The 24,037-nt window shown below is 33.0% G+C and carries 18 protein-coding genes; 11 read left to right on the top strand and 7 right to left on the bottom strand.

Annotation, left to right across the window (positions count from 1 at the left end; translation table 11 throughout):
- Nucleotides 1-3: 3 nt before the first annotated feature.
- From phytr_RS02135 to sppA, 4 genes are read left to right on the top strand one after another with little or no spacing between them, the layout of a single operon-like run.
- Nucleotides 4-264 carry an FAD assembly factor SdhE gene (locus phytr_RS02135; protein WP_106874250.1) on the top strand — a complete coding sequence of 87 codons (261 nt, stop codon included), beginning with the start codon at nt 4-6 and terminating at the stop codon, nt 262-264.
- A complete protein-coding gene (mfd, locus tag phytr_RS02130) occupies nt 261-3,548 on the top strand; it encodes a transcription-repair coupling factor (RefSeq protein ID WP_106874249.1) in 3,288 nt (1,095 codons plus the stop codon). Before phytr_RS02135 ends, mfd begins: the two co-directional genes overlap by 4 nt.
- Nucleotides 3,523-3,972 (top strand): SsrA-binding protein SmpB, encoded by a 450-nt coding sequence (gene smpB, locus phytr_RS02125; protein WP_106874248.1) that lies wholly within the window; start codon nt 3,523-3,525, stop codon nt 3,970-3,972. The genes mfd and smpB overlap by 26 nt, the downstream gene beginning before the upstream one ends.
- Before the next feature lie 4 nt (nt 3,973-3,976).
- Nucleotides 3,977-4,885, top strand: a complete 909-nt coding sequence (sppA, locus tag phytr_RS02120; RefSeq protein WP_106874247.1) for a signal peptide peptidase SppA — start codon at nt 3,977-3,979, stop codon at nt 4,883-4,885.
- 44 nt (nt 4,886-4,929) lie between these two features.
- On the opposite strand, the gene phytr_RS02115 is transcribed toward sppA, so the two are convergent.
- Nucleotides 4,930-7,908: a hypothetical protein gene (locus phytr_RS02115; protein WP_158706827.1), complete on the bottom strand. Its 2,979-nt coding sequence runs from the start codon at nt 7,906-7,908 to the stop codon at nt 4,930-4,932.
- Between the two features lie 127 nt (nt 7,909-8,035).
- A complete protein-coding gene (locus phytr_RS02110) occupies nt 8,036-8,830 on the bottom strand; it encodes a biotin--[acetyl-CoA-carboxylase] ligase (RefSeq protein ID WP_106874245.1) in 795 nt (264 codons plus the stop codon).
- Between the two features lie 130 nt (nt 8,831-8,960).
- On the opposite strand from phytr_RS02110, the gene phytr_RS02105 reads away from it, so the two are divergent.
- On the top strand, nt 8,961-9,836 hold the full coding sequence (locus phytr_RS02105) for a phosphatase PAP2 family protein (RefSeq protein WP_234352500.1): 876 nt from the start codon (nt 8,961-8,963) through the stop codon (nt 9,834-9,836).
- Nucleotides 9,837-10,025: 189 nt separating this feature from the next.
- On the opposite strand, the gene phytr_RS02100 is transcribed toward phytr_RS02105, so the two are convergent.
- Nucleotides 10,026-10,970 carry a beta-ketoacyl-ACP synthase III gene (locus phytr_RS02100; RefSeq protein WP_106874244.1) on the bottom strand — a complete coding sequence of 315 codons (945 nt, stop codon included), beginning with the start codon at nt 10,968-10,970 and terminating at the stop codon, nt 10,026-10,028.
- Nucleotides 10,970-11,170 (bottom strand): 50S ribosomal protein L32, encoded by a 201-nt coding sequence (gene rpmF / locus phytr_RS02095; RefSeq protein WP_106874243.1) that lies wholly within the window; start codon nt 11,168-11,170, stop codon nt 10,970-10,972. The genes phytr_RS02100 and rpmF overlap by 1 nt, the downstream gene beginning before the upstream one ends.
- An 87-nt stretch (nt 11,171-11,257) precedes the next feature.
- Between rpmF and phytr_RS02090 the strand changes: the two genes are divergently transcribed.
- Genes phytr_RS02090 through phytr_RS02075 form a run of 4 tightly spaced genes read left to right on the top strand, consistent with a single transcriptional unit; the run spans nt 11,258 to nt 14,796 of the window.
- Nucleotides 11,258-11,698 carry an outer membrane protein assembly factor BamE gene (locus phytr_RS02090; RefSeq protein WP_158706826.1) on the top strand — a complete coding sequence of 147 codons (441 nt, stop codon included), beginning with the start codon at nt 11,258-11,260 and terminating at the stop codon, nt 11,696-11,698.
- 3 nt (nt 11,699-11,701) lie between these two features.
- The gene (locus tag phytr_RS02085) at nt 11,702-12,544 is read left to right on the top strand and encodes a mechanosensitive ion channel family protein (protein ID WP_106874241.1); all 843 of its coding nucleotides are present in this window, start codon (nt 11,702-11,704) and stop codon (nt 12,542-12,544) included.
- On the top strand, nt 12,535-13,698 hold the full coding sequence (locus tag phytr_RS02080) for an aspartate kinase (RefSeq protein WP_106874240.1): 1,164 nt from the start codon (nt 12,535-12,537) through the stop codon (nt 13,696-13,698). The genes phytr_RS02085 and phytr_RS02080 overlap by 10 nt, the downstream gene beginning before the upstream one ends.
- Nucleotides 13,699-13,710: 12 nt before the next feature.
- A complete protein-coding gene (locus phytr_RS02075) occupies nt 13,711-14,796 on the top strand; it encodes a glycosyltransferase family 61 protein (RefSeq protein ID WP_106874239.1) in 1,086 nt (361 codons plus the stop codon).
- A 174-nt stretch (nt 14,797-14,970) separates the two neighbouring features.
- Here phytr_RS02075 and phytr_RS02070 read toward each other — a convergent pair whose 3' ends face one another.
- A complete protein-coding gene (locus phytr_RS02070) occupies nt 14,971-15,471 on the bottom strand; it encodes a hypothetical protein (RefSeq protein ID WP_106874238.1) in 501 nt (166 codons plus the stop codon).
- 481 nt (nt 15,472-15,952) lie between these two features.
- Between phytr_RS02070 and phytr_RS02065 the strand changes: the two genes are divergently transcribed.
- Together phytr_RS02065 and phytr_RS02060 are read left to right on the top strand one after the other, a co-directional pair.
- Complete coding sequence (locus phytr_RS02065) at nt 15,953-18,520, top strand: sodium:solute symporter family transporter (RefSeq protein WP_106874237.1); 2,568 nt, start codon at nt 15,953-15,955, stop codon at nt 18,518-18,520.
- A 126-nt stretch (nt 18,521-18,646) separates the two neighbouring features.
- Nucleotides 18,647-21,424, top strand: a complete 2,778-nt coding sequence (locus tag phytr_RS02060) for a sodium:solute symporter family transporter (RefSeq protein ID WP_106874236.1) — start codon at nt 18,647-18,649, stop codon at nt 21,422-21,424.
- Nucleotides 21,425-21,429: 5 nt separating this feature from the next.
- Here phytr_RS02060 and phytr_RS02055 read toward each other — a convergent pair whose 3' ends face one another.
- Complete coding sequence (locus phytr_RS02055; protein ID WP_106874235.1) at nt 21,430-22,368, bottom strand: ankyrin repeat domain-containing protein; 939 nt, start codon at nt 22,366-22,368, stop codon at nt 21,430-21,432.
- Between the two features lie 104 nt (nt 22,369-22,472).
- Nucleotides 22,473-23,996 (bottom strand): ankyrin repeat domain-containing protein, encoded by a 1,524-nt coding sequence (locus phytr_RS02050; protein ID WP_158706825.1) that lies wholly within the window; start codon nt 23,994-23,996, stop codon nt 22,473-22,475.
- Between the last annotated feature and the right edge of the window lie 41 nt (nt 23,997-24,037).

The following is a 24,037-nucleotide window of genomic DNA, read 5'->3' as shown; positions in this document are numbered from 1 at the left end:
TGTATGTTAGAAGAGAAAAAATTGTTCATAAAAAAACTCTTGTTTAGGAGCAAGTATATGGGATGCAAAGAAAATAATATGCTTTTTGCATCATTTGCTGAAAATAATCTTGAAAATCTTTCAGAAATAGACTTAATACTTTATCATGAGCTAATCAAAAATGATGATGAGACTCTTTTAGGCTGGATTTGCGGAAAATTAAAAATTCCAGCAAAATTTACAGAAATCATAACAAAAATACGAAATTTTAAAATAAAATCATGAACTTGCAGTTTCTTTGGGATGTTTCCAAAGCTTCTAAATCATCATCTAAGTCTGACATATTAGTGATAGTTAAGGATGAACAAGATATAAAATTTGCCTATCAATTTCTATCTTTTTTTAATAAAGATATTTTTGTTTTAAATGCTCAAGATAGGGATATTTATTCTCCAAATTCTGCAAGTATTAAAAATGCGGCGCAAAGGGCTAAAGCTTTATCACAAATTGCAGCAGCTAATTCAGGAAAAATAGTTATTATATCTGCTTCAACCTTTTTTCAAAAACTTCCATTACCGGAGTATTTTATAGATTTTTTAGAGCTAAAGAAGGGAGCAAGGTTTTCACCTGATTATTTATCTAGACAATTAATTGATAAAGGCTTTTGCAAAGTATCTGTTGCAAGGGCTATAGGAGAATTTTCGCAAAAAGGAGATATATTAGATGTCACAATGGGTGAAGGGGAGGGATATAGGATATATTTTGAATATGATAGTCTTTCTCATATTAAAACCTTCGATACATATACTCAGAGGTCTATTGAAGATATAGATCAGATTAATATTTATCCTCTCAATGAGTTGATTTTAAGTGATGAATCAATTCAGAATTTTAGTAAAAAATTTGATGCAAAATCTTTGCGCAGGGAAGATCAAGTGCATTATGAAATGGTTTTAAAAGGTATTACATTTTGTGGAATAGAGAATTTTTGGCCATCATTTTTTACTGAAACTTGCACTATATTAGATTTTCTCTCTAATCCTTTAACTTTGTGTGATTTTGATATTCAAACTGAACATCAAAATTATTTACAAAAAGCTCAGCAAAATTTAGATGCTCTAAAAACCTCAACTGATTTATTTAGTAAATTAGATGAAATTATAATCCCTAAGCTGGGTAATTTACCAATAAAAAGACTTGATAAAAAGGCCGAAATAAAAAATGTTCCAAATTTTTATTTTAATGCTCAACACAAGACGAATAAAGCTGAAGAGCTTGCGCTTGATTTTATTAAGGATCATAAGTTAAAAATCATTATTTCCGGATATCGTATAGCAAGCTTTTTAGAAGAGGAGAATATTCGATACCAGAAAATATCTTCATACGATGAGGCAAGTGCAGAAATAATTAACCTGTACGAAGATGAATTGCCGATCTTTATCTCAGATGAATTGATCATAATTAATGATGCCCAAATTTATGGTGCTCAAACTCTCAAAAAGACAAAACGTAGATCTAGTAGTCTAAAACAATATGTTTTTGAGCTTAATAACTTCGAAGATGGTGAATTTGTGGTACATCAAGATTATGGAATAGGAAAATTTTGCGGTGTTGAGGTTATCGCTGTTGAGAGTCTTGTGAGAGACTATGTCAAATTGCTTTATGCAGACGATGATAAAGTATACATACCTGTTGAGAATGTAGATTTAATCAAAAAATTTGGAGAAGGGGATCCAAAGCTAGATAAACTAGGGAGTACTTATTGGCAAAAGCGAAAGGCTGGGTTAAAGAGTAGAATCACTGAACTTGCTTATCAATTGGTTAATTCTGCTGCGCATCGTAGTCTTGGTACTAAAGATCCTTTAGTAGTAAATCAAGATTCTTATAAAAATTTCTGTAAATTATTTCCATACGTTGAAACGCCTGACCAAGAAGCTGCTATTGAAGATATCATGAATGATTTTACTCAAGGTAAGATTGTTGATCGTTTGATTTGTGGGGATGTTGGTTATGGCAAAACAGAGGTTGCAATGCGGGCAACATTTTTCGTATTAGATAATGATCCAAAAGCTCAAGTGGCAATTATTAGTCCTACAACAGTTTTATCTCGCCAGCACTTTTTAGATTTTGAAGAAAGATTTAAACCATTAAGTTATAGCGTTGCTCAGCTTTCAAGATTAACCACAAAGCCTAAAAAAATTAAAGATCAGATAAAAGCTGGAGAAATAAGTATAGTGATTGGAACTCATGCTTTATTAAATAGAAATACAGAATTTAAAAACCTAAAACTTGTGATCATAGATGAGGAACATCAGTTTGGAGTAAAACAGAAAGAGGTTTTAAAGACTCTAAAACAGAATTGCCACGTTATCTCATTATCTGCAACACCAATACCAAGAACCTTGCAGATGTCTTTAATAGGAATAAAAGATTTAAGTTTAATTGCAACGCCGCCTTTCGAAAGAAAGCCTATCAAAACTTTTATTATAGAGAAAAATTTATTTTTGCTTTCAGACGTAATAGGTAAGGAACTTGGGCGAGGAGGGCAAGTATTTTATGTAGTACCTAAAATTGAAAATATAGAGTCTTGCTACCAAATGCTTTCAAATCTAAATTTAAATCTTAAGATAGGTATTGCTCATGGCGGACTTGATGCGGAAGAATTAGATAAAGTATTACAAGGTTTTTATGATAAAAATTATGATATGCTATTATCAACGAACATAATTCAATCTGGTCTTGATATTCCCAATGCAAACACAATAATCATAGATAACGCCCACCTGTTTGGCCTATCTCAATTATACCAGCTCCGAGGTCGTGTAGGCAGAAGCAACATTCAAGGATATAGCTACTTTATCGCTGATATGAATAAAACCGATACCTTAGCTTATAGGAGATTGCAAATAATCCAATCTAATCAAGATTTGGGTTCAGGCTTTAATATTGCAAGCTATGATATGGAATTAAGAGGTTATGGCAATTTACTAGGTGATCAACAGTCTGGAGTTATTCGAGAGGTTGGGATTGAGCTTTATCAAGATATGTTACGTGAAGCTGTTGAGCAAATTAAGGATAACAAAGAGGAAGGCGTAGATGATTACACTCCAAAGCTAAATTTGCAAATATCTGTGCATATTCCTGATGAGTATATTAACGATCCAAATTCAAGGCTCATGACATATAGACGAATTGCTAGTATAGATAGTCAAAAAGAAGGTGAAGACTTACTGGAAGAGCTAGCAGATAGATTTGGAAAGCCTCCAGTTGAGGTAACAAATCTATTAGGTATTGTTAAAATTAAATCTATATGCAAAAGTATGCAAATTGCTTCGTTTGATGTTGGGCCCAAAGGATTTGTTGTATCGTTTAGATCTAAAGAGGCAGTTCCTAAGCTAATAGAACTTGCAAGCCGCAATCCCGGACAATTAAAGCTAAGAGCTGATGGAAGTTTAGTAATAATGAAAAAGCAGGATGGCAAAACTGATGAAGAAAAGTTAAACTATATTTTTAGAGTATTAGAGAAGTTAAAACAAGTAATGTATGAAGATAATAGCGCAAAACCGTAAAGCTCATTTTAATTATTTTATAGAATACAAATTAGAAGCTGGTGTAGTACTGAAAGGTAGTGAAGTAAGATCATTGCGTAATAAAGGTACAGCAAATATTAGTGATTCATATGCAGGTGTTGATAAAGGAGAGGTATTTCTGTATAACTCTCATATAGCCTCTTATGCTCAAGCTTCTTATCAAAGTCACGAACCGACAAGAGTGAGAAAGCTCTTATTACATCGAGGGGAGATAAAAAAAGTAATAGGCAAAGTTAAAGAAAAGGGATATACAATTGTTCCAATTTCGTTATACTTTAATAGAAAAAATATAGTTAAAATAGAAATCGGTGTTGCTAAAGGTAAAAATACTGTAGATAAAAGACAAAAAATTAAAGAAAGGGATATTGAGAGAGAACAACGAGCTATATTAAAACGTAAATAATCATATGAGACCAGACTATTTTATCGAAAGGAAAAAACTGAAACAAAAGATTACCTATTTCAAAATCGCTAGCGTCATATTGATAGCTTTGATGCTTTCTTTAGGAAAATCTATGCTATCTGATAAAAAGAGTTTCAATAGCATACCTTTTTTAAGGCCTTCAGCTTATATTGGAGCCGTATATATTGATGGTGTCATTATGGAGGATAAAGATAGAGAAAAAATTTTAGAAGAGATAGCAGAAAATAATAAGGTTAAAGCTTTAATAGTACACATCAATTCGGGTGGTGGCAGTGTAGCTGGCTCTGAGCAATTATATAAAGCTTTGCGTGAAATTTCAAAACACAAGCCCGTGGTTGCTATGCTGGATGGTATTGCAGCATCAGGGGGATATATGACGGCATTAGGAGCTGATTATATTTTTGCTCGTCCTGCAACTTTAACTGGTTCGATAGGAGTTATAGGCCAAAATTTTGAGGTAACTGAGCTAGCAAAAAAATGGGGCGTGCAGTTTAATACTCTTAAATCTAGTCCTTTAAAAGCTGTACCAAATTGGTTTGAAAAACTTACTCCTGAAGGCGAAAAGGCTAATATGGCCGTGATTAATGATATGTACGATTATTTTGTTAACATGGTGATAGAAAGGCGTCAAATACCCAAAGAAGAAGTTTTAAAGATTGCAGATGGTAGAATATACACTGGGCGTCAGGCTCAAGCTATGAAGCTTGTTGATAAGGTAGGTTTTAAAGATGATGCTTTGAAATGGCTCCAGGAAGAAAAAAAGATCGATCCTAAACTAAAGGTTATTGAGCTTGATCTAGAAACAACAAATTTTATTATTAAAGCTCTTAATTCTCAAATTAAGGCCTTTATTTCAGCTGTTTTTCATAGTTTTTCTGGATTATTTAGTTAATTCTTTTTATGTTAAAATTAGCTTTTTGAGGTAGAATCATCATATCAAATTACGTCTTGCATTTCATAGCTTTCCGTAGATTCTCCTTTTAAGAAGGCTTCTATATCCATATCATATCCAAGGTTTTCATGGTCTATTTCTTTTATTTCTTCTTTAGTATCTTTTGTATTAGAATAGGTTATTTTATCTTTAACTTTACCTGTACGCTTTAAACTCAGCAAGTCCTCTATGCCATCATGGTTCGTCTGATGGTCAACAATCAATAATACTGCCTTAGTTAATAAATCAATATTTAGAGATTTAACCGCCCATCTTACTTTTGCCTGGCATTTCAGCTCCCATACAAGTTTTTCCAATAGTTTAAAACCGCTAGCTCCTTTAAATCTTGCAGCATAACCTTTATGAAAAGCATTTTGACATAAATCAAATGTCACGCTATCCATCCTTGATAATAACTTAGGAGAGATTATTGCATAAATATTATCCCACACTTCCACTACTTCGAAGCTAGCTGAAGTATATTTATGACCATCTATAAACCAAGAAGGAATAATTTTATGGTATATTTGTTCATTAGCATGCTCCCTATTTTTTTGGAAAATTTGGTGAATTTTGCGAGCTATTTCGCTGCTTTTATTCTTAAGGGCAATATCATGTTGATCCACTTGTGCTACAAAAACAGGTTGTACCTTTAAAGGTGTTTGGCTTGTAACGGATTGTGGAGGGATAATCTCATATTGTTTAGTTTCAATTACTATCTCGTCTGGTAATTGCTGTACTTGACTTGAAGCGCTAGGCTTTTCTTCTAATTCTACAGAAGGAGGGATAACAATACTTGTTTCTTGTTGAGGTTTTATTGGATCAGGTATTTGTTTTTTATATTCATCTCTTAATAGTTGGGATGTAGACCTTATACTCCCCGCCCTAGAAATTAAAGAATTAAAATCAATTTGATCCTTATTTTCCTCTATATCATTAATAAGCTCTCTAAATTGGCGTATCTCCGCATTGAAGGCTTTGTCTTGAAGAATATTCGCTGCTTTTGCTAAAGCGCTGATATAATCCCGATAGTCCCGATCATATTTAATAGCTGCAATCACCATAAACTGATTACTTGATAATAAAGGTGACTTATCCTTGTGAAGTAATATAAGGCCTTTTAGATGATTTTTATTTAGATTAAGTAAGATATCACTAGCTTTATCAAATATTTCTACAGCTTTATCCGAATCTATAGTTTTAAGAAGTAATTCGTTATACACAGCCAAGATAGAACCTTGAAAATGCACATCCCTATTTATATAATCATTTTCCGTAAAATTTATAGAATCAAAGACAAAATAAAACTCTGGATTAATATGACTTAATTCGTTTTGGAGAATTGAGTATAGTAAATTTATTTTAAATGCGTTTGCATCAGTCCCACTAGGCATATGGTCCAATAAAGCTCTAACTTCAACTATATTATTATTAAAGGCATAGTATTTAACTTTCGACTCAAAAAATCTCCGTTCTATCATTAGAGTAAGTAAACTGTCCTTAGGCAAAGATCCTAAGATTTGTTTTGTACTTTCTTGATACTCTCTAAATAATTCTTCCTCATTAATACTTTCTATTTTATGGTTCGATATAAGCCACTTTAGTAAATCACCTGTTTCGAATTGACACATCCTAGATTCTTCCTCATGAGTACTTATCATTTGGCGACTCTCAAACCATCTTGATAACTCAGCTGCCTCAGATGATTCAAGTCCTCTTGATAATAGATCATTATAATGCTTTGTTAACCAGCTTTCATCGAAGTCTTGTGGCGCGTAGATCAGAACCTTAGATATGTTTGGTTTAGTTGAGACTGGAAACAATAAATATGGTTTTAAAAGTTCCAAACATTCTTTTAATAATGATTTATTTAAAGGCATGATACCTAAGTCTTCGACTAAATGCATTGATAACTCTAAAACGTCTTGAGGAGATAAAATCTTTTTATTAGCTATTTGAAGAGAAACAAGCTTAACCTCTAAATATTCAGGTGAGTTAAGTCCTGAATACCTTTCTAAGAGCTCTTGCGAACGCTTTATGGCAAATGTTATAGCTTCAGGTGAACGTCTGTCTAAGGGAATCTTAGCAATAGTATCTTTTATATCTATCACCAATTCTTTCATTACTTTCAGTTCATGCGATTTACAATAAGTTAATAAATCCATCTCTTTAATATGATTAGTCAAAAGTCCAATCTTAGCCTCTAAGAGCAAAGGATAGTCTGCAGTATAAGAGGATTGGTTTAGTATGTCCGTAAACACTTTAAATTCTTTCCTAGCATCAACTAAACCATAAAAATTCATAGCATTCTTCAAGGCCATTCTTTGTACTGTTGGTTGTGTATCTAGGTCGAATGTACTAAGAATTTTAGGTATATCAAATATCTTTCTAACATCCTGATCACTAATTGGCTGTTCATTTAAAAGCAGATAGACTAAGTTAGCTAAATTCTCATAACAAGAGTACCATACATCAATGTCAGTAACATACTTAATACTACCCTTTTCTTTATCCCTTTTAGCACACTCGTGTACATATTTATTTTTAGTTTGTGGATTAAGCCTTTCAATAAAACATCTAGGACTAACCCAGAATTGAACGTCTAAAAACTTACCTTCTTCAACTTTATTGGTTAAAAATTTAAATAAAGGTTTAAATTTGTCTACGTTAATACCTAAACCTGTATCTTTTTCATTAATTAGGAAGCAAATTTCATAAGCCGCTTGCAAGAAAGCTTCTTGCATTTTTCTTACTATTAATATTTTTATTTCCCTTGGTATCTGTGACTCTTCACCTACCTTGGTACCAATAAAATTATATATAGCCACAACTGTTTTAAAATATTTTGGTGTGTGTATTGAATGGACTAACAATATATGTAAAGCTTCGATTACAATAGGATAATGACCTTCGAACTTAGAAATAGCTTCGCTATAAAGTTTAAAACCTATTTGAGGCATACTTGGTTGTGTAGACTTGCGCATGAAACCTTTATTTATTTTAATATTAATGTAATAGTATCGCATGGCTAATGTAATAGCTAGTAGTGTTGTCCATTATCTTTGACTGTTTAGGCCCTTGTATAAGGTTAGATCAAGGGAAACATGGTTATCAAGGGATGGGAGCTAAAATTCTACCGTTAACAAAATTATGTACCTTATCGCCGATTAATAAAATTAGAGCTCCGTTATTATCAACACCTTGGATAATACCTTCATGCTGACCATCAAATTCAGTATCAAAGGTTATTGCTTGGCCATCAAATTTTTCTAAATTATTGTTGATTTCGTCTATCAAATTAACGCTATCGAGCAAAAATTTCATATTTGCTTCAAAACTATTTGATAGCTCTAATATTATATCTTGAATATTATAGCTGGTGTTAGTTTCGATTTTCATAGATGTTGCCTTATTTCCTAAGTCTACAAAGTCGCTAATTTCAGAATTAATGTTTATTCCAATGCCAACTAAGATTCTATATAATTCTGTAGATGGATCCTTACCTCGATTCTCAACTAATATGCCGCAGACTTTCTTTTTACTAATAAGGACATCGTTAACCCATTTTATTTTGCCTTGAAGATTATACTTTCTCAAAACTTGAATAATAGATAGTCCAGCAACATATGGGATAAATTTGGCTAGAGAGAATTGAGATTCGGAAATTAAAAATCCATACGTAGCATTAACATTGACATTTGTCGGTGCTATCCATTTCCTATCACGCTGTCCTATACTTTGTGTTTGGCCATTTGCAGTCCATAGATACCAACTATCTTGTTTTATTTTATGGATTTGCTCTCGAGCCAAAATTTGAGTTGAAGGTATTATGTTATAGTGATGATGGTAAATTTTGATGCCAGATTTGAGTTTATACTCAGAGGTATTGCTTATTTGGTTTTGCATACTTAAACACACTAATGCTTACCTAACTTAACATATAATTATGTGGGTAAAAAATATCTTTAAATCTTAAAACTTGAGGTTTAGATATATTCCTTTATAATTAAAATATATTTTTATAAATTATAAAGCAATGATAGAGCAGTTGGTTTATGGTATAAGGTCAGAGGAGTTAACAAATGTTTTCATGTTGTTTCCTTTCTTAGCCAGTGATTACTTTTATATAACGTTTATAGCACTGGGTTATTGGCTAAGACCAACAAACAAAACTTTTACATCGCTAGGATTCTTAATCCCATTTAGCACCTTACTGAATTGTTTGCTAAAAAATGCATTCAGGATTTTACGTCCTGATTCTGCTTTTCACCTAATACTTGTAAAGGACAATATATTTGGTTTTCCAAGTGGAGATGTGCAAGTCGCAACTGTTTTCTGGATATTTATTAGTTTTAACAAACCGTTTCTCAGATATATTGGAATATTACTAATAACAGGAATAGGTTTTTCGAGAATATATTTGGGAGTACATAGCATATGGGATGTACTTGGAGGAACTGGATTTGGCTTAATTACACTCTATTTATGGGATCTTTATGGAGAAAGACGTATTTTGAGCAAATCACAGCATGCTTTTTGGATTTTCTTTATTAGCACTGCAGTGATATATGGAGTTATATCATCTGACTTAAGGTCACCGGTCGTAGTACCTGTAGCTTTAGGCTGCCTCATAGGTTTTGGACTGTCATTAAACTGGATAAATAACGAAGCACCAAAGCAACAATATCAAATGAATTTTTCATATTCAATTTTAGCCTTATTACTTACTATCACTATGCTGCAGATAATACCCGTGATGAAACAATCTAATTTAACTATTTTCCTCAGCCTAGTACTGAAATATGCTCTTCTGGTTTTCAATATTTTTGTCTTAACGCCTGTTTTAATTCAAAAGATAAGTCATAGGTCTATCGGGATTAGATTCAATAATAATAGAGCCGATAAAAAGTAATCTTCTATCATACATTAGTCCTTTTTATGAGTTGGTATGTTGTTAATAGAATATTATTTCAGTCATTTTGTTTGCCTAGTGGTTTATAGTCCCAATGAAGATTGCGATATTCGTCCATTATTCCTCATCTCCATTCTCTTTCATCTTTATTATACAAAAGGTCAACTTAAATTTACTAGATATTACTAACTAAGTATACAGTAAATTAGCTCCCCAAGTAACGCCCGCTCCAAAACCAACGGTCATAATCAGTTTATCTTTACTATTTGGTTGCCTTAAAAAATACTCCAAAGCTAAAGGAATAGATGCGGCAGAGCAATTTGCTTGATATTGTATTGTTTTGATTATCTTTTCATCCTCAATGCCAAGCTTATCTCTAATTGAATCGATAATTCGGATATTTGCCTGATGAGGTATTAAGTAGTCCAAATCATTTATTGTAAGGTTATTACTGGCAAGTATTTTTTCACTTACTTCACACATTTTATTAACAGCGTGTCTAAATACTTCACGCCCTTGCATATGCACAACATTAGGAGTAGTACAAGATGCTCCACCTCCTGATGTGTAAAGAATATCTCCTAGAGAGCCATTAGCGTGAATGATGCTATCTTGAAGTTTTCGATGATCATGAGTAACTACAGCAGCTCCGGCACCGTCTCCAAACAAAATACAAGTAGATCTGTCTTGCCAATCAACTATACTAGACATTTTTTCGGAGCCAACAACTAGAATATTTTTGTATATTCCAGTTGAAACAAAATGACTTGCTATGCTCAAACCATAAATAAAGCCGGTACATACCGCTTGAACATCGAAAGCAGGTATATTATTACAACCTAACGCAGCCTGCAGGTTGCATGCTATTGATGGAAAAGTTCTGTCAGGAGTTGTTGAAGCGACAATTATTGCATCAATGTCTTGAGATGAGAGATTAGAATTCGCAATGGCTTTAGATGCTGCTTCGTAGGCCATGTAATTACATGTCTCATGAGCTTGAGCGACATGCCTTTGCGATATACCAGTCCTTTCAAAAATCCACTGATCTGAAGTATCGACCTGCTTTGCTAAATCGTCATTCGAGACTACCTTTTCGGGAAGGTAGCTCCCAGCGCTAAGCAGCTTTAAAGTCATTAGCTGGCTTCTAACTCTTTAAGAATCTGTTTCTTGATAACCGGTTTTCCTTTGTACGTGCCATCAACTAAGCTCATTCTGTGAGATAGTCTATATTCACCGCTATGAGAATCTACGATGATGTTTTTATTATCTAAAGCGTGATGAGATCTACGCATACCACGACGAGACGGGGTTGTTTTCTTTTTAGGTACTGCCATTTATTAAATCCTCTTTTAAAAAAGTTGCTTATAACATATAATAATATCTTGAACAATTTTATCAGTAAAACATCTATATATCAACTTATGAGAACAATATTTTTTGCTATATTTCTTTCGTTATTTTTACAATCATGTGCTACAAAACATATTATAGGTCAACATGTCGACCCTTCAGATATATCAATAATCAAAGAAAAAAAGTATAATAAGGACCAAGTGGCTGAGCTTTTAGCAGCTCCAAGTTTTATATCAGAAAAAGATCCAAACGTATGGTACTATATCAGCCGCAATATGAAAACATACCCCCTATCTAAGCCAAGAGTAGAAAAACAACAAATCGTTAAGATCGCTTTCAATACAAAAGGAAATTTACAAAATCTAGAAGTAATTGAAGATACTAGCGAAAGCAAATTTGTATTTGATAGCAGCGTTACTTCAAGCCAAGGAACTCAGGAATCTATGTTTCAGCATTGGATAAGTAATTTCGCTAAATTTGGTAAAAAACAAGATCGTAAAAAACGTTAATTTATGAGCTTAGATAATTCATTTGGCCAATTTCTAATATTATTAGATAAAATATGGCATTTTGTCTTAATTTCGGTAGGCAATAAGCAAATTGAATTATCTAACATCATTATCGCCTTTTCATTATTTTATTTTTTTTTAAGACATTATCATAAAATAGGACCTTTTTTAGTTCACAGACTAGCCGAATCAGTAGCTCCTGAAAATAAAGAAATGATAGAAAAAATCTTTTCGGTCTTAATCGGAGTTGTGCTGGCTATTTTTATACTGCAGATTGCAAACATTCCTCTCGAAAGCTTTGCATTTTTGGGAGGTGCCTTAGCCCTTGGTTTAGGGCTTGGGGTCCAACATTTAATCAATAACTTGCTTAGTAGCTTAATCATAACCATCGAAAAACCATTATCTATAGGCGATATTATTACAATAGATGGTAAAACGGGTAAAGTGACAGACATTGGCAACAGATGTATTACCCTGAATACATTTTCAAATGCAACATTGTTTATACCTAATAGTTCTATCCTGCAAAGCAGCTTAGTAAATTGGACAAAAGAGTCAAAGCCATTAATACATCGAATCCAATTAATGGTACCTAAAGTTCTTGATATTGACGAAGTTACCGAATCTATTACCTCTTTGCTTGATAAAAAAACATCAAAAAACATTTCACCCAAAGTGATCTTAGAAAGCTTAAATGCCAACTATTACATTTACTTAATTACCTACAAAGCTAAAATAAATGAGGACTCGCTTCTATTTAAGCATCACCTCAATATAGAGCTAACTAAAGCCCTAGGAACCAAAATTATTATAGAAAATATTGATATAAACAAAGCGTGGGCATAATAGTACAAAAATTTGGCGGTACTTCTGTCTCTAATATTGAGAGAATAAAACAAATTGTTCCTAAGATTCAAAAAGAAATAAACCGGGGTCATTATGTTGCGGTTGTTATATCTGCTATGGCCGGCTTTACTAATTCCTTAGTAGAATACTGTAAAGCAATTTCTTCTTTAATTAATACTCAAGAAAAAGCAATTGTTGACTTTGTGCTCAGCAATGGAGAAAACATTAGCTGTGGCTTGATGTCGTTAGCATTAAATAACAATGGTATCAAATCTATACCGCTACAAGGTTGGCAAATTCCAATTACAACCGATAACCAGAATACAAGTGCTCTTATTTTAAATATTAACCATAAGATTATATTGGAGTATTTAAATCAAGGATTTGTACCAGTTATATGCGGATTTCAGGGCATTAACAATAATAACATTACAACCTTGGGGCGAGGGGGGTCTGACATTACGGCAGTGGCGGTTGCAGCGAGTATTTCAGCGGAACGATGCGATATATATACAGATGTATCGGGCATATATAGTGCAGATCCGCGCATTATTCATAATGCATATAAAATTTCTAAAATAGATCATAATACAATGCTTGAATTTAGCTATCAAGGAGCTAAAGTAATGCATCCCAGAAGTATTGAAATTGCAAAAACTTTTGGAATCAACTTAAACGTTTTATCTTCCTTTGAAGAAGAAATTGGAACACAAATTGTAGCAAACAAACATATGGAACAGAGTAAAATAATAGGAATTGTCTGTAACCCAAATATTTTCATGGTTGAAATAGAATCTACTAAACCATTACACAAGATTTTATTAGAACTAAAAGCTGAGGTACTATCTGCTTTTAATAGTGGAAAGATCATAAAAATTATTTGTTCCATGGAAGAAATGAATAAAATAGAACAGATTTTAGAAAAAAATTATGATATGTTTACTATTAGGAGCGATGTAGCAATAGTTAGCGTTATAGGGAACAGACTGCTAAATGAAAAATCATTAATAAATAAAATTTTAAAAGTTATTTCTGATTTTGAAATTAGCTATTTCAACCCAGAGCATTCAAGGATCAGTATGCTGCTAAACGAAGAGGATGCACAAAATTTAACTCAAAAACTTCATAAAGAATTTATAGAAGATAATCATTAAACTAGAATTAATATGCAAGCTACACCATTAGAAGATTTGAAGACGCAAGGATTATTAACTTCTTCTGAACTGCCTGATATAATTAAAGAGGAGATTACAAAATTAGAACCATCTAATAAAAAACAACCTGCAAACTTAGATAAATCTGATTTAGAACCTGAAACTATCCTCTACACAAAAGACCTATTATTTGTGGCTCAATTGCCGGAAGGAATTGTAGTAAACGATGGAAAAATATTAACAAAAGACTGCGTTATTATAAAAGATACACAAACCTCTCCTGAAAATGATCAAATTAAGCTAAGAGAACTAGATGAAAAATTTTTATATTACAACGGAAGACTTGCTGTAATATCTTCACCCGGATCGGAAAATTGGTACCATTGGTTAGTGCAAGTTTTGCCTCGTCTTGCTATACTAAAAGAATCAAAAATCGAATATGACCATATATATATCAACGGATTAGAAGAATGGCACAAAACGTCTCTTAAAAAATTTTTAAGTTGTAATGGTATAAACGAGGAAAAGTTATTGATCATTAACGAAGATTGTATTATTAAAGCGCGGGAGTTAATAGTCCCCTCAGTACCACATATACCCTGTAAGGGCCATCATGGCTTATCTTGGTTAGAAGAAACATTAGAAGGTGTTTTTCTTAAAGATGATACAGAATGTGAAACATATGATAAGATCTACATTTCTAGAGCAAATGCATCTTCCAGAAAAATTATAAATGAGGAAGAGATAAAATGTAAACTCGAAGATTTGGATTTTGAAATTCTATATTTAGAAAAACTTTCACCAGAAGTGCAGGCTAAAATTTTTGCTCATGCAAAAATCATCGCTGGACCACATGGTTCAGGTTTTGCGAACTTAATTTTTGCGGAACCTGGTTTTAAGTTGATAGAAATAGATTATGAAAAAGAAAGAAGTTACTTTAAGGAAATGACAGAACAGTTAGGAGGACAATATGAGCTTTATCATGTGAAAAGCGAAGATATTAGTGAAAACGCTGATCCTGAAAAAGATCCAAATATGAAGTTATGTGATGATTTCTTCATTCGGTTATCAGGTCACCTAGGAGAAATTAATACATAATTTATTCATAGATTTTGCGAAGGAGTTATTTTCTAAAGCTGCTACTTACAAGTTTGTTGTAAACAAGCCCCAAATTTTTGATCCAGAAAGCACTTTCAGTATCATTAAGGTTACGAAAATTAAAGCAACTATTAGTTCAGTTCAATTTATCCAAGATAATAAAATTCAAGCCCTTTATCCTAGATCTTCCGACTGTATGTTTACATATCCTTGGGAATCTTTCCCCGTTTCTTCTACCTGTACTACAGTTTGCAGGCTTTGCACTGAGGGGTTATTATCCACCTCATTACCACTAGCATCTAATTTAATCGGCTCTGCACAAAGTTCTGTTGAAGAATCACTAATTGTAGAATTAGGTTCTGATTTTTTTATTTCTATAGTTATCTTAATATCAGCTTGGGGTTCTATGCATTCTTTAATCTTGTCAAAAATCGTTTCAGTATAAGAATTACGAGTGGAAGGCGTGTCTAATTGTGCGATTAAATTTTTGAAATGCTTACCAATCGCTTTGTCATTTAAGAGAACACTCCAAACCTTCAATGGGTCAGGAATGGAGTTTATTAATATTTTTTCTACCGCTTCCTGTTTATCTTCTTGTATCTTGAGTTTTTCTATCAGCTCAGACAATTTTTTTTTAGAATTATCACCTAAATTTTCTTTTTTTAACTTTAACATAAATTGGCTAACATTTAATTAATAAATTTATTGTATCTTTATTTTAGAAGCATATCAATATAATTATTTAATCGACCATGAAATTAGGCGATTATTCAAATCGAACTCTGACAACTAGTGAGTTTAGAGTAAATGGCAGAGATTTAAAAATTGTATTAAAATGATAAAAATTTGCATCATAAGATAAAATTACAAATCTTAGCTTAATCAAGGTTTAGCTTTCAATGAATATTTGGATCAAAATTTTCTGAACTTTAATGAATTGCATCCTTTCTAAAATATTTATATTATAATAAATTAGTAATAATCATATATTTTTATTTTGATTCTAACGAAATTTCTAATTAAATCGTTTAAAATCTAAACTATTTCGAATAACATTTAATATTTTTATAAAACCCACACTATACATTAAAAAATTAATAAGCTATAAATAGAGTTATAATATAATACATGCTTTTAATTAATTAGGTGATAAATTATGGTTTCTCAGATTGATATAGCCATTTTCATAGGGTTTATAGCTTTAACTATGATTATTGGTTTATCTTCAAGCTATGGAATTAAAAGCATGAGAGAATATGCCATAGGTGATAAGAAATTCTCAACCGCCACTATTGCTGCTACCATTGTTGCCACATGGGCAGGGGGGAGAGATTTTGTATTAATCATTTCAGAGACTTATAACAACGGTTTATACTTTATATTCTCTCAGCTAGGGGGGGTGCTAGCCATATTACTTGTTGGTATAATTTTTGCTCCTCGTATGGGAGAATTTTTAAACAACCTCTCGATCCCTGAAGCAATGGGCTCTTTGTACGGCACAAAAGTGCGTATAATATCAGCTATTTCAGGTTTTGTACTCTCTGCAGGGATACTTGCGGGACAACTAAAAGTTTCTGGACTAATATTCGAGTATTGTTTTGGTTATCCTGAAATATACGGCGTAATCATGGGGGGAATACTTGTAACGTTATATTCAGCTCTTGGGGGCTTAAAATCTGTAACTTTTACTGATGTAATGCAGCTTTTAACATTCGGTACGATGTTACCGACTCTTGCATTTTATATATTTGATAAAATTAAAGATGCAAACATAATAATAAACACTTTATCGACTAATAAATTGTTTGATTACACAGAAGTTTTTAACTTCACTCAACCTAAATCAATATACTTCTTATTTTTATTCTTTTGGGCTATTGTTCCTGGTTTCTCTCCTGCTTCCTTTCAAAGAATTGCTATGGCGAAAAATGTTGAACAATCTAGGAAATCATTCATTATAGCTGCGCTTATGTGGCTTTTCATAGTTTTAACCCTAGTGTTTATTAGTGTATTGATTTTAGCCACAAACCCTAACCTAGATACTAAAAATGTTGCTAAATACATCTTGTTAGAACAATCATATACAGGACTAAGAGGCTTTATTTTAGCGGGTCTCATGGCGATGGTAATGTCTACGGCAGACTCATATATTAATTCTGCTTCTGTTATATTTATACATGATCTATGTAAACCTTTAGGATTTAAAATACAAAAAGAGTTAATGGCCACTCGTATTGCAGCAATGGTACTTGGCGCTATAGCAATTGGATTTGCCTTATCTGGTAGTAGCCTATTGCAATTAGCTTTATTTACTAGCATGTTTAGCATGCCAGTTGTAACAGTTCCTTTCATAATGACTATTTTTGGTTTTCGTAGTAGTGGCAGGTCTGTTTTAATTGGTATGGGTGCCGGAGTTATTACTTTAATAATTTGGGAAAAATTTTTGCATATAAAACATATTCCAGGTGTAATACCTGCTATGGCATCTAATCTAATATTCTTATTGTTTAGTCATTATTTTTTGAAACAAAAAGGTGGGTGGATTAAAGTTAAGAGTTTAACTCATTTGATTAATACAAAAGAAAGACAAAATATAATAACATTATTTACTCAGTATATTAAGGAGTTTAATTTTTCAAAATTTATGGAAAAAAATAGCCCCAATAATGAGTTAATGTATGTATATACTGCTGTCTTTTGCTTTATATCTTTATACGGCAATATTGCTACTATTGATCATGATACTAAATTACGCTTTCCTCAATTATTCCAATTTATTACCCCTTCTGTTCTATTTTCAGCCACGGCTTTATTAAGTTATCCTCTCTGGTCTGATTCTTGGAAAGCAAGAGAAGTAATAGCTCATATGGTCTGGAATATTGTTGCTTTCTACGGATTGATTTGCATAGGATTCCTATTTACTATGCTAAGCGGATTCAATCCATTACAGGTCATGCTTTTAACGCTTAGTATTATTATTGTAGCGATGCTAGTTAAATGGCAATGGGCACTTTCTATAACCATATCTGGTATCTTGTTTACTTTCTTCTCAACTAGGTATTATTTTCCAACCGTATTGTCTTTGAGCGGTTTATCAATAAAGCTGCAAATAATATATTTGTTAGTACTTACTAGTGGCTTACTAGTAATGTTTATAAAACCTAAACAAGAACAAGAAACATTACTTACTTCAAGAGTTAATTATTTAAGGAGAAAGATTTTAGCTAAAGAAGAAGATATGATGAGAGCATTATCTCTTTCTAAAGTTGAAAATAACAATCACAAACCCTTGAACAACGTCATATTCATATCTCAAATGCTTTTTGATTTTTATGACAATTTGAACGGCTCCGAAAAACAAGAAGCTGCAAGGATAATATTGAAAAGTTTTATGAGATTAGAAAATTTTGAATCAAACATAGCTAATTTAAGCAAATTAGCCACTTTAGATTTTGATTTAAATCAAGAAGAAATAGATTTAACTACTTTAATTAATACTAGACTTAGAGTTTGTCGTAATTTGTATGAAGAGGATGATTCAAAACGAGAATTTGTTGTTAATATAAAAGAAAATATCAAAATTAATGGCAACAAGTCCTACCTAGAGCAGATGATAGATAATTTGATCATTAATGCAATTATAAACTGCCCTAAAGGTATAATAAATATTAATTTAGAAAGGTTTGGATCTAATTCTCTAAGCTTTTGTATAAAAATATCATGATTAGCCTAAAGTGATGAAGAAAATTTGGCTAGATTTATTTCAGTATTGTTCCAAGTGCAGATGCTACCATTCATTAGCATTTCTAAATTGTTTAAATGTAAAAAATTAACTAATAAGTAATAAATTATGATATCTCAGATTGATATGGCAATTTTTATAGGTTTTATAGCTTTAACTATGATTATTGGTTTATCTTCAAGCTATGGAATTAAAAGCATGAGAGAATATGCCATAGGTGATAAGAAATTCTCAACTGCCACTATTGCTGCTACCATTGTTGCTACATGGGCAGGAGGGCGAGATTTTGTATTAATCATTTCAGAGACTTATAACAATGGTTTGTATTTTATATTCTCCCAGCTAGGGGAAGTGATAGCCATATTGCTTGTCGGTGTAATTTTTGCGCCTCGTATGGGAGAGTTTTTAAATAACCTTTCTACTCCTGAAGCAATGGGTTCTTTATACGGTACAAAGGTACGTATAATATCGGCAATCTCAGGTTTTATGGTTTCCGCAGGAATATTAGCTGGTCAACTAAAAGTCTCTGGACTAATATTCGAGTATTGTTTTGGTTATCCTGAAATATACGGCGTAATCATGGGGGGAATACTTGTAACGTTATATTCAGCTCTTGGGGGCTTAAAATCTGTAACTTTTACTGATGTAATGCAGCTTTTAACATTCGGTACGATGTTACCGACTCTTGCATTTTGTATATTTGGCAAAATTAAGGATTTAAACATAATAATAAACACTTTATCGACTAATAAATTGTTTGATTACACAGAAGTTTTTGATTTCACTCGACCTAAATCTGTATACTTTTTATTTTTATTCTTTTGGGCTATTGTTCCGGGTTTTTCTCCAGCTTCTTTTCAAAGAATTGCTATGGCGAAAAATGTTGAACAATCTAGAAAATCATTTATTATAGCTGCACTTATGTGGCTTTTCATAGTTCTAACTTTAGTGTTTATTAGCGTATTAATCTTGTCCACAAATCCTAATCTAGATACTAAAAATGTTGCTAAATACATCTTGTTAGAACAATCATATACAGGACTAAGAGGTTTTATCTTAGCGGGTCTCATGGCAATGGTAATGTCCACGGCTGATTCATATATTAACTCTGCTTCTGTTATATTTATACATGATCTCTGTAAACCTTTAGGTTTTAAGATACAAAAAGAATTAATAGCAACTCGGATTGCCGCTATATTACTTGGAGCGATAGCGATTGGTTTTGCTTTATCTGGTGGCAGTTTGTTGCAATTAACTTTATTTGCTAGCATCTTTAGTATGCCAGTTGTAAGCGTGCCTTTTATGATGACTATTTTCGGTTTTCGTAGTAGCGGCACATCTGTTTTAATTGCTATGGCAGCTGGTGCAACAACAGCGGCCTTCTGGAAGATAAATCCTATTATAGATGTTCCTGCAGCAGTACCAGGAATGGCTGCTAATTTAATATTCCTAATAGGTAGTCATTATATTTTACGTCAACCAGGTGGTTGGGTTGGCATTAAAGATCCCGCTCCTCTTATAGCCCTTCAACAAGAGAGACAATTCAAATGGAAAAAATTCAAAGAGAATTTGCAAAACTTTGACTTTACAAAGTTTATGTCTAAAAACAGCCCTAATAATGAGCTTATGTATGTATATACCGGTTTGTTTTGTTTCTTTTCGCTCTATTCCAACATGGCAACAATATCTCATACCGCAAAGTTGGCATTTCCTTTGTTTTTTGAGTTTGTCACCCCATCTGTATTATTTTCTGCTACAGCCCTTCTTAGCTATCCACTTTGGCTTTATTCATGGAAAAAGAACGAAGTTATAGAACATGTCGTATGGAATTTAGTGACTTTTTACGGATTAGTGTATATAGGATTTATCTTCGCTATTATTAGTAACTTTGCACCTACTCAAGTAATGATTTTAATAATCAACTTGATACTAGTTGCAGTATTGGTCAGATGGCAGTGGGCTTTAGTGATGATATTTGCAGGAGCTTTCGTCTCATCTAAAGTTGCAAATATCTATTTTCCTGGGGCACTTGCTTCTTCTACCATTTCTTTGAGACTACAAATCATATATTTACTATTGCTAATAGGAAGCTTACTGATTATCTTCTTAAAACCAAAACAAGAGCAAGAATCATTGTTGGAAGAAAGAATAGATCACTTAAGAAACAGGATTGTAGACCAAGAAAAAGAAATGATCTCAGCTTTATCATTAAAGTCTGAATTTATACGTAATGTGCAACACGAATATCATACTCCAATGACCGGTATTATGTCTATGTCACAAATGTTATACGATTCATATGATAGCTTAACAGATACTGAACGCAAAGATGCTGCAGAGGTTATATTTAAAAGCTTTGTAAGATTAGAAAGCTTTGACTCTAATATTGCAACCTTATCTAAACTCAACCGCTCTGGATATGAGTTAAAAGTAGAAAAAATCAATATTAGCGAATTGATCCAAGAGAGGTTAAAAGTATGCCAAAAACTCTATAAAGATGAAGCTGAGAGTGAATTTATTCTTAATGTAGAAGAAGGAATAATAGTTAAGGGTGATAAGTATTACCTCGGTCAAATGATGGACAACCTTATTATAAATGCTATAACTTACTGCAAAAAAGGTTCTATTACCATAGGACTTGAGAAGGTAGGTATTTATGCTGCGCGCCTTACAGTTAAAGACGAGGGAATTGGAATTCCTGACAACGAACTTTTGGATATATTTGGAGAATTTATGGTTAGTTCAAAAACAAGAACACCATCTGGTGGCAGAGGCATTGGTCTTGCTTTATGTAAAAAGGTTTTAGAAATTCATGATGGTAGTATCTTTGCGGAAAGTGATGGTAAAAGTTGGACTAAATTTACAATAACTTTACCGTTAAGATAGAAAAGCTACTGCTTTTGTGCAGTAGCTTTTGTAGAACGTTGAGCTTTACTTTTAGACGAGTCTTTTTGTTCTACAGTTTTGCTAGAGGATGGTTTATGATGACTACTTGCGCCCTGCAAAATGCCTTCAATTTTCGTGTATCCTCTTTTTCTAGCGCATTTTAATGCAGTAAGACCTTCCTTATCTGTTATATCTAGTTGTGCGCCTGCTTCTACTAATGTTTTTACTATATCAGGATAATTATTTGCCGCTGCTACATGTAAAACAGACCAACCGTTTTTATCACATAAATTAGGATTTGCTCCTTTTTCTAATAAAAACTTTACAGCCCATAACTGACCGTAAGTCGCAGCCCTACTAAGAGGAGTATTACCATCTTTATTTTGGTGATCGATATTTGCACCTTTATCTAATAGCTCTTTTATAAGGGGTATAAATCCACGTTTTGCGGCTATGATTAAAGCTGTATCACCACTTCTATTTTGTATATCTGGATTTATCCCTTTACTGAGTAATTTTTGCACAACGCTCAGATGACCTTTGCACGCAGCAATATATAAAACTGTTCTACCTTCTTTGGTTTTAGTATGTATATCTGCCCCTTTGGAAAGCAGCGTATCTAATATATGAAGGTGACCCTTTAAGGCTGCAATATAGAGTGCGGTTTTGCCTTGCCTGCTTTGTGCATTAATGTCAGCTCCATTTGCAAGTAGTTCTTCGACTATATTCAGATAGCCTTTCTTAGTAGCCCAAATCAATGATGGTTTATACAAATCTCGCGAATTAGGATCTGTACCTTTTGCAAGCAACTCTTTAACTTTATCAAGGTTACCATTTCTTGCAGCTTGAACTAATAATTGTTTATCCACGAACTTACGCACAGGGGTTCCAACGTTTTCATCTAGCCATTTTACACCAGATTTTAAATAGTCATTAATTTTCATAATAGGCCTAAAGAAATTAATCTAGTTTTTATGTTAATACAAAACGACAAAATTTAAAGTAGGATTTTATCTTTTTGCCTTAAGATAAAATAGATATGTGTTCTTTATCTTTGACGATTCGAAGAAGCGTTTAGTTTTCTTTGTTCGTTAATTGTTTTAGTATTTTTTCTTTCAGCAGCTGGTGATGACCTCGTGGCTCCAGCAGGTAGCGATGTTGTGACTCCGGCGGCCGTTGGTGGCGTTGAAGCTCCAGCTGCTGGTGGCGGTGCTATGACTCCAGCTGCTATCATTTGCTTTCTCGTATTTTTCAATGAAGGTAATATGTCTGAGATTATAGAACTACTTTTATCTTCTGGATAATGTGGAGCAGAAGGTACTATTTCTGCAAAAATAGGAGCTTGGGGAGGTAGTACTTGCCCAAACTCCTGTTGAGTTTTATCAGAATGTCTTCCTTCTTTTAAATAAGGAGAGGGTGGAGCTGAAGGTTCTAGTAGTTCATATGTGATTATTTTTGCTTCAGTAGCTTCTTTTAAAATATTTACAACTTCTGTATGCCCATTCTTTGCAGCCCATATCAAAGCCGTCTCGCCTTTTTGATTTTGTGCATTAGGATTTGCTCCTTTTTCAAGCAAAGCTTGAGCTATTTCCTTATGTCCATTACGTGCAGCCAATATCAAAGCCGTATAGCCTTCCTGGCCTACCTCATTAATATTTGCTCCTTTGTCAAGTAAGGCTTGAGCTATTTCTTTATGTCCTTTAAATGCAGCCACCATTAAAGACGTCTGGCCTTTTTGATTTATAGCATTAGGGTTTGCCCCTTTGTCTACCAAAAATTGAGCTAGTTCCTTATGCCCTCCGTATGCAGCCAACATCAAAGCCGTATTACCATTTTTATCTACCTGATTAAGATTCGCTCCTTCCTTTATTAGCCTTTGAACTTGTTTTATATCTCCATTGAATGCAGCATTAATAAGATTTGTTGGTTGTTTATATTGTTTTATGATATTTTCTATTTCCTTATGCCCTCTATTTGCAGCCAATCTCAAAGCCGTATTTCCATCTTGATTTTTTAAACTAGGATTCGCCCCTTTTTCAAGCAAAGCTTGTACCATTTTTACGTTCCCATCACGTGCAGCCCATATCAAAGCCGTATAGCCATCTGACCCTTGAAAATCAGGCTTCGCTCCTTTTGCAAGCAAAGCTTGTACTATTTCTGTGTGCCCATTACGTGCGGCGTCGGTTAAAGCTGTAGAATCACTTATACCTTTTAGATTAGGATCTGCATTGGCTTTTAGTAAATCTTGCACTATTTCTTTGTGACCCTTTTCGGCGCCCAACATTAAAGGTGTGGTAGCTATACCTATTAAATTAGGATTTGCATTGGCTTTTAGTAACTCTTGCACTATTTCTTTGTGACCCCTCTCAGTAGCTTCAAATAAAGGAGTATATCCCCAAAAACTTTTTGCATTAACGTTAGCTCCTTTACTAATCAATTCTCTAACTTGACCTATATCTCCTTCTGCTGCAGCTTGTCTTAATTTTGAAGATAATCTTCTTTTAGTAAAATATTCTCTTACAGGCTTAGTAGTATTTACAAATAAATTATTAATTGAATCAAAAACTCCCATATAGTTTACCTTTTTGTTTAAGCTTATCATCAAAAATTGCT

Source organism: Candidatus Phycorickettsia trachydisci (assembly GCF_003015145.1).
Taxonomy (GTDB): Bacteria; Pseudomonadota; Alphaproteobacteria; order Rickettsiales; family Rickettsiaceae; genus Phycorickettsia; species Phycorickettsia trachydisci.
This window is presented reverse-complemented; position numbering and strand designations above follow the sequence as displayed.

What these genes read in the sequence shown, in the direction of transcription:
- smpB (WP_106874248.1), top strand. Translation starts at nt 3,523, where the DNA reads ATGAAGATAATAGCGCAAAACCGTAAAGCTCATTTTAATTATTTTATA.
- sppA (WP_106874247.1), top strand. Translation starts at nt 3,977, where the DNA reads ATGAGACCAGACTATTTTATCGAAAGGAAAAAACTGAAACAAAAGATT.
- phytr_RS02070 (WP_106874238.1), bottom strand. Translation starts at nt 15,471, where the DNA reads ATGTTAAAGTTAAAAAAAGAAAATTTAGGTGATAATTCTAAAAAAAAA.
- phytr_RS02115 (WP_158706827.1), bottom strand. Translation starts at nt 7,908, where the DNA reads ATGCGCAAGTCTACACAACCAAGTATGCCTCAAATAGGTTTTAAACTT.
- phytr_RS02105 (WP_234352500.1), top strand. Translation starts at nt 8,961, where the DNA reads ATGATAGAGCAGTTGGTTTATGGTATAAGGTCAGAGGAGTTAACAAAT.
- phytr_RS02075 (WP_106874239.1), top strand. Translation starts at nt 13,711, where the DNA reads ATGCAAGCTACACCATTAGAAGATTTGAAGACGCAAGGATTATTAACT.
- phytr_RS02085 (WP_106874241.1), top strand. Translation starts at nt 11,702, where the DNA reads ATGAGCTTAGATAATTCATTTGGCCAATTTCTAATATTATTAGATAAA.
- phytr_RS02055 (WP_106874235.1), bottom strand. Translation starts at nt 22,368, where the DNA reads ATGAAAATTAATGACTATTTAAAATCTGGTGTAAAATGGCTAGATGAA.
- phytr_RS02100 (WP_106874244.1), bottom strand. Translation starts at nt 10,970, where the DNA reads ATGACTTTAAAGCTGCTTAGCGCTGGGAGCTACCTTCCCGAAAAGGTA.
- phytr_RS02090 (WP_158706826.1), top strand. Translation starts at nt 11,258, where the DNA reads ATGAGAACAATATTTTTTGCTATATTTCTTTCGTTATTTTTACAATCA.
- mfd (WP_106874249.1), top strand. Translation starts at nt 261, where the DNA reads ATGAACTTGCAGTTTCTTTGGGATGTTTCCAAAGCTTCTAAATCATCA.
- phytr_RS02065 (WP_106874237.1), top strand. Translation starts at nt 15,953, where the DNA reads ATGGTTTCTCAGATTGATATAGCCATTTTCATAGGGTTTATAGCTTTA.
- phytr_RS02110 (WP_106874245.1), bottom strand. Translation starts at nt 8,830, where the DNA reads ATGCAAAACCAAATAAGCAATACCTCTGAGTATAAACTCAAATCTGGC.
- phytr_RS02050 (WP_158706825.1), bottom strand. Translation starts at nt 23,996, where the DNA reads ATGGGAGTTTTTGATTCAATTAATAATTTATTTGTAAATACTACTAAG.
- phytr_RS02135 (WP_106874250.1), top strand. Translation starts at nt 4, where the DNA reads ATGTTAGAAGAGAAAAAATTGTTCATAAAAAAACTCTTGTTTAGGAGC.
- rpmF (WP_106874243.1), bottom strand. Translation starts at nt 11,170, where the DNA reads ATGGCAGTACCTAAAAAGAAAACAACCCCGTCTCGTCGTGGTATGCGT.
- phytr_RS02060 (WP_106874236.1), top strand. Translation starts at nt 18,647, where the DNA reads ATGATATCTCAGATTGATATGGCAATTTTTATAGGTTTTATAGCTTTA.